The sequence below is a fragment of the Allobosea sp. 05T422_2 genome (genome assembly GCF_056396265.1).
The window spans coordinates 1-5,723 of the sequence record NZ_JBFTLD010000359.1 but is presented as its reverse complement, the minus strand read 5'-3'; the positions used below and the strand labels follow the sequence as shown (position 1 = coordinate 5,723).

At 63.1% G+C, this 5,723-nt stretch carries 6 protein-coding genes; 3 read left to right on the top strand and 3 right to left on the bottom strand.

The genetic code is table 11. The features are described from left to right. The coding region (locus tag AC1DJT_RS33785) for an amino acid ABC transporter permease (protein WP_476835788.1) at positions 1 to 626 on the bottom strand (626 nt) is incomplete at its 3' end. A gap of 210 nt (positions 627 to 836) precedes the next feature. Here AC1DJT_RS33785 and AC1DJT_RS33780 point away from each other — a divergent pair. Next, the gene (locus tag AC1DJT_RS33780) at positions 837 to 1,526 is read left to right on the top strand and encodes a TetR/AcrR family transcriptional regulator (RefSeq protein WP_476835787.1); all 690 of its coding nucleotides are present in this window, start codon (positions 837 to 839) and stop codon (positions 1,524 to 1,526) included. 18 nt (positions 1,527 to 1,544) lie between these two features. On the opposite strand, the gene AC1DJT_RS33775 is transcribed toward AC1DJT_RS33780, so the two are convergent. Together AC1DJT_RS33775 and AC1DJT_RS33770 are read right to left on the bottom strand one after the other, a co-directional pair. Next, positions 1,545 to 1,988, bottom strand: a complete 444-nt coding sequence (locus AC1DJT_RS33775; protein ID WP_441489912.1) for a type II 3-dehydroquinate dehydratase — start codon at positions 1,986 to 1,988, stop codon at positions 1,545 to 1,547. 108 nt (positions 1,989 to 2,096) lie between these two features. After that, the gene (locus AC1DJT_RS33770) at positions 2,097 to 2,930 is read right to left on the bottom strand and encodes a transporter substrate-binding domain-containing protein (protein ID WP_476776341.1); all 834 of its coding nucleotides are present in this window, start codon (positions 2,928 to 2,930) and stop codon (positions 2,097 to 2,099) included. Positions 2,931 to 3,140: 210 nt separating this feature from the next. On the opposite strand from AC1DJT_RS33770, the gene AC1DJT_RS33765 reads away from it, so the two are divergent. Further along, positions 3,141 to 3,833, top strand: coding sequence for a GntR family transcriptional regulator (locus AC1DJT_RS33765; RefSeq protein WP_476835786.1), 693 nt, complete (start codon positions 3,141 to 3,143; stop codon positions 3,831 to 3,833). 177 nt (positions 3,834 to 4,010) lie between these two features. Beyond that, a complete protein-coding gene (locus AC1DJT_RS33760; RefSeq protein WP_476768607.1) occupies positions 4,011 to 5,387 on the top strand; it encodes a M20/M25/M40 family metallo-hydrolase in 1,377 nt (458 codons plus the stop codon). Positions 5,388 to 5,723: the final 336 nt, after the last annotated feature.

Sequence of the window (5,723 nt, the reverse complement as noted above, 5' to 3'; positions counted from 1 at the left end):
AAGAAGCGCATCATCAGCCAGGATATGACGAGGTAGAACAGCGTCACCGTCCCGTAGACCTCGAAGCTGCGGAAGCTGTCCGACTCGATCCGTTGTGCGACTGAGGTCAGCTCATAGGCAGAGATCGCGGAGGCGACGCTGGTCGTCAGCGTCAGCAGCACGAACTGGCTGGTCAGTGAGGGAAAGATCGCGCGCAGCGCCGGCCGCAGAACGATCAGCCGGAAGACCTGCGCCTTGTGCAGGCCAAGCGCGAGACCGGCTTCGACCTGCCCATTGCTGATCGACTGAACGCCGCCACGGATGATCTCGATGGCATAGGCGCCGCCATTGATGCCCAGCGCGATAATGGCCGTCGGCGTCGGGTCGAGCCGCACGCCCAGGAGCGGCAATGCGAAATAGATGAAATAGATCTGCACCAGGAAGGGCGTGTTCCGGATCAGCTCGACGAAAGCCATCACCAGCCAGCGCACCTGTTTGATCCGCGAGTCGCGCAGCACAACACCGCCGATGCCGATGACGATGGCCAGCACCATGCCGCCGAGCGCCAGGAACAGCGTTCCCAGACAGGCGGTCAGAAGGCTCGGCAACCCATCCAGTACAGGCGTGAAATCAAGCTTGTAGTTCATGGCGCTTCCCTGAGCGGCCGACCTTCTGAGTGGGTCGATCCGGTTCCCGTCTTTGGCGGTAGCGCCTCTGGGTGGGCGCCTTGAGTATGAGCGATCGTTCGGCTTGCGCGATCGCCTGTCGATGTTAAATGTACGAAACGGTTCAATTGGTCAAGTCAATTGAACTGAACGGTTCATTTACAGCCGCACAGTCGGCGCCGGGGTCTGTCCATGCTTGGAAGCCGCAAGACGAATGAGATGCCGGCCTCGCCGGCGCGGCCGGCTGGCACGCGAAAATCCGCGAGCTGGACCCAGGACCCCGACGGCGTTCGCCGCAATATCCTGGCGGTCGCGCGTGACGAGTTCRTCGAGAATGGGCTGAGTGGTGCGAGGGTCGACGAGATCGCGGCGAAGACCTCCACCAGCAAGCGGATGATCTACTATTATTTCGGCGACAAGGAGGGACTCTACCGGGCCGTGCTCGAGGAGGCCTATGCCCGGATCCGCAATTTCGAGCGCAGCCTCGATCTGGCTGCCCTGCCCCCGCGCGAAGCGATCGTGTCGCTGACGGGTTTCACCTTCGACTATCACGCCGACAATCCGGATTTCGTCCGCCTCGTCATGGTCGAGAACATCCACCATGCCCGGCATCTCCAGAGCTCTCCCAAGATCGCGGATCTCAACCTCTCGGTCATCGACATGATCGGCGAGGTCTATGAGCGCGGACTGCGCGAGGGAGTGTTTCGGGAGGGTCTCGACCCGATCGACATCCATCTGACGATCAGCGCGCTGAGTTTCTACAATGTCTCCAACCGGGCCAGCATCCAGCAGGTCTTCGGGCACGACATGGGGGCGCCGGAAGCCCGCGAGCGCCGACGGCTCAGCGCGATCGAGACCGTGCTTCGCATGCTCTGCCGCTGACCGCATGGCGCGCAGGGATCAGCTGGGCCCGACCAGGCCGGCCATGGCCTGGATCGCCAGTTCGTAACCGGCTGCGCCGAAGCCGATCAGGATGCCGGTCGCCGTCCGGGAGATCAGCGAATTGTGGTAGATGCTCTCTCGGGCATGCACGTTGGAAATGTGCAGCTCGATCTTCGGACCGTCGAACATCTTGAGGGCATCGAGCAACGCGATTGAGGTGAAGGTGTAGCCGGCCGGATTGATGATGATCCCGCACGCCTCGATGCGGGCCTGATGCACGCTCTCCACCAGCTCGCCCTCGAAATTCGTCTGGCGGAAGTCGATCTCGAAACCCAGCGTCCCGGCTTTCTCGATACAGCGCTGTCGAACCTCATCGAGCGTGGTCGTTCCGTAGATCGCGGGTTCGCGCTGGCCGAGCAGATTGAGATTGGGGCCGTTGAGGACGTAGATGCGATTGCTCATGTCGATATCCTTGGCGCCTCGTCGCGCATGCGCGGCAAGGCGCGTGCAGGCCGGAGTCAACGCGGCCGGCCTGCAGGCAAAATCTGAAGGAGCGAGCGAGCAGCGCGCTCAGCTTGCGGAGAAGGAGATGCCTTCGAGGCTGTCGGGGAACTTGTGGACGGGAACCTTCATCCACTTGTCGTAGACTTTCTGGAGCTCGCCATTCGCCCTGATCTTGTCGATAAAGGCGTTGAGGGCGGCGTTGATCTCCTTCTCGCCCTGCCGGGTGCAAGCGCCGTTGTAGAGGTTCTGGAATTCGAGCTTGTTCTCGAATTCGCCCGGCCGGGCCTGCTCGATACGCTGGATGTAGAAGATGTTGCCGCCAAGCGCCTGGACCTGGCCCGAGACCAGCGCCTGGATGCTGGGGGCATCGCCGTCATAGCGCCGGATCGTCGTGCTGGCCGGCGCGTTCTTGGTGACCTGGGTATCCTGGGCTGCGCCCTTGGCCACGCCGATAGTGAACTTCGCCATGTCCTCATTCGTCTTGATCACCGCCGATTTCGGCCCGATCAGCACGATCGTGTTGGCGACATAGGGCTTGCTGAACTGCACCACCTTGGCCCGTTCGGGCAGCATCGCCATCGTCGCAAACAGCACATCGACGCGCCCCGTGGTCAGGGCCGGGATGCGGTTATTGACCTCGAGCGGCACGAACTCGACGGGGACGCCGAGCTCCTTGCCGAAGAGCGCCGCGATATCGGCATCCAGCCCATCCTGCTTGCCGGCGCTGGTGACGAAGCCCCAGGGCGGATTGTCGCCCTGGATGCCCACGACCAGCTTGCCCTTCGCCTTGATCTCCGCCGGCGTCACCGCCAGCGCAGGCCGCAGCAACAGGCTCGGCGCCGCAAGCCCGACCGCGCCGGCCAACAGAGCCTGACGGCGGTTCAATTTCGACTTGATCATTCTCGTTCCTCCCCGGGATGGCCGTTACGGCTCTGCCGCCATTGGGCGCCTCTCGGGCGACCTTGCGAGCACATTACATCTAGCGAAGCCGTCATCAACTGATAATATCACAATCATCCGATGATATTGATTTCAGCCGTCACTCATTGGTTCTGGCGCGGAGGCTGCACGCGTCGTAGGACGGCCCTCTCGAAAAGGTGCGCGCAGGGCATGGCGGACATCGTGACGGATTTTGCAGGCGACGACATCGCGCCGATCTCGACCGGCGAACAAGCCTATGAGCGCATCCGCACGGACATCGTCTTCGGGCGTCTTCGCCCCGGCCAACGCCTGCCATTGGAAAAATTGCGGACAGCGTATGGCGTCGGGATCGGCACCCTGCGCGAAATCTTCAGCCGCCTCACTCCGGAAGGATTGATCACGGCAGAGGGACAGCGCGGTTTCCAGGTTGCGCCGTGCTCGGCCGAGGATCTGAAGGAGATCGCGGCGCTTCGGCTGCTCATCGAGAGGAGCGCCCTGGCGCAGTCATTCCAGTCCGGCGACATGGAATGGGAAGGCCGCGTCGTTGCCGCCCATCACAAGCTGGCGCGGATGGAAGCGAGCCTGCTCGCGGGCGACCGCACGCAAGCGGAGCAGTGGAAGCGCTACGACTGGGAATTTCACCAGGCCCTGGTCTCGGCCTGCGGCTCCAAGGCCCTGCTGAATGTCCATTCCGGCGTCTATGACCGTTACCTTCGGTACCAGATGGTCTTCGTGATCTTCCGCGGCGCGATTGCAGCCGAAGAGCACAAGGCGCTGCTCGGCTGTGCACTGAGGCGGGACGCTGTGGAGGCTCAGGCTATTCTGGAGCAGCACATCCAGGRCTGCCTCGACTTCGCCTTTCACAATCAACTGATCACCTGATCCAGCAGACGCCATCGGCCCGGCCGTCGCAAGGCCGTTGGCGACAGCAGCGACGGACCGGCATCCAGCGTCCGGAGATGGCGCGCATTCATGTCGCGCATGGACGGGTTTGCCGCGGCCATCGTAACCAGAACGGGTGCGACTTTGGCTCTCCTAATTCTGGCAGGTGCAAGACTTATGGCTTCCTCCGACACCTTGGCCGCGGTTTTCGATCATATCGAGGCGAACCGCGCCCCTTTCCTTGATCGTCTGATCGATTATCTGCGCCACCCGAGCATCAGTGCCGAGAATATCGGCATCGCTGAAGTCGGAGAACTGCTGGTCAAGATGCTGACCGATATCGGGCTCGAGACCGAACTGGTGCCCACCGAAGGGCACCCCATGGTCATCGGGCGTTGGGAAAAGGCGCCGGGCAAGCCCACAGTGCTGCTCTACGGCCACTATGACGTGCAGCCGCCCGATCCGCTCGACAAATGGCTCTCGCCGCCCTTCGAGCCGACGATCCGCGACGGCCGGCTCTATGCGCGCGGGGTCGGCGACAACAAGGGCCAGCATTTCGCACAGATGATGGCGATCGAATCGCATCTTAAGGTGCATGGCACGCTTCCCTGCAATGTCATCCTCCTGCTGGAAGGCGAGGAAGAGATCGGGAGCCCGCACATCGCCGACTTCGTGCGGGCCAACAAGGACAAGCTGAGGGCCGATCTCGCCGTCACGGCCGATGGTCCGCGCCATGCCAGCGGTGCGGCCGCGATCAAGTTCGGCTCACGCGGCGTGATCTCCTTCGATCTGCGCTGTCGTCACGCCAATCGGGACGTGCATTCCGGCAATTTCGGTGGCGTGGTGCCAAATCCGATCTGGACGCTCGTACACCTGCTCGGCACCATGAAGAATGCTGCGGGCGAGATCACCATCGCGGGCCTCCACGACGATATCGAGCCGCCGACACCAGAGGAACTCGCGGCTATCGAGCGCCTCCCCCGCGCCGCCGAGGCGGTGAAGCAGAGCCTGGGGCTTGATCGCCTGGACGCACCTGCCGACCGCCCCTTCTACGAGCGCCTCTGCTTTCGTCCGACACTGACCATCAACGGCTTCCACGGCGGCTATGGCGGGCCCGGCACCAAGACCGTGCTGCCGAACGAAGCTTTCGTGAAATGCGATATCCGCCTGGTCGAGGCGCAGGACCCGGAGGACATTCTGCGCAAGGTCGCGGACCATGTGGCCAAGCATGCCCCAGAGGTCGAGTTCATCGCTCAGGACAGGGGGATGCAGCCCTCGAAGTCTCCCATCGCCTCGCCCTTTACGACGCCGTTGCGCCAGGCCTTTGTCAAGGCCCAGGGCGAAGAGCCACTGCTGATCCCCGCGGGGTTCGGCAGCCTGCCAGGCTATGTCTTCACCAAGATCCTCGGCATTCCCGCCTTCGTCACCCCTTACGCGAACCCCGACGAAGCGAACCATGCGCCAAATGAGAACCTGACTCTCGACTGCTTCTACAGCGGGCTTCGCACCGGCGCGGCGCTCCTGCACGAACTCGGTCAGTCGCCGGCACGCTGAACACCTGAGCCGGGCGAGCTGTAGCCCGCCCGGCCTTCACCGCAATCCACGATGACCACGGCTGGCCTCAGACGAAGATCGACTAGGCTCGGCGGACATGATTGAACCGCCGCCTGCTTCATGCGGGCTGCGGTTCAACCCTCACGTTCACGCTCGCGGCTTTCCAGGAGAACGCAATGTCCACGCCCCCCCTGAACGAGCTCGAGCAGATCGTTGGAGCCGACCATGTCCTGACCGACGCTGACGCCATCGCGCCGTTCTGCGAGGACTGGCGCGGCCGGCGACACGGACTTGCCCGCGCGGTGGTCCGGCCAGCCGACGTCCGGCAGGTCGCAG

Coding starts and splice junctions, on each gene's coding strand:
- AC1DJT_RS33760 (WP_476768607.1), top strand. CDS start 4,011: ATGGCTTCCTCCGACACCTTGGCCGCGGTTTTCGATCATATCGAGGCG.
- AC1DJT_RS33770 (WP_476776341.1), bottom strand. CDS start 2,930: ATGATCAAGTCGAAATTGAACCGCCGTCAGGCTCTGTTGGCCGGCGCG.
- AC1DJT_RS33775 (WP_441489912.1), bottom strand. CDS start 1,988: ATGAGCAATCGCATCTACGTCCTCAACGGCCCCAATCTCAATCTGCTC.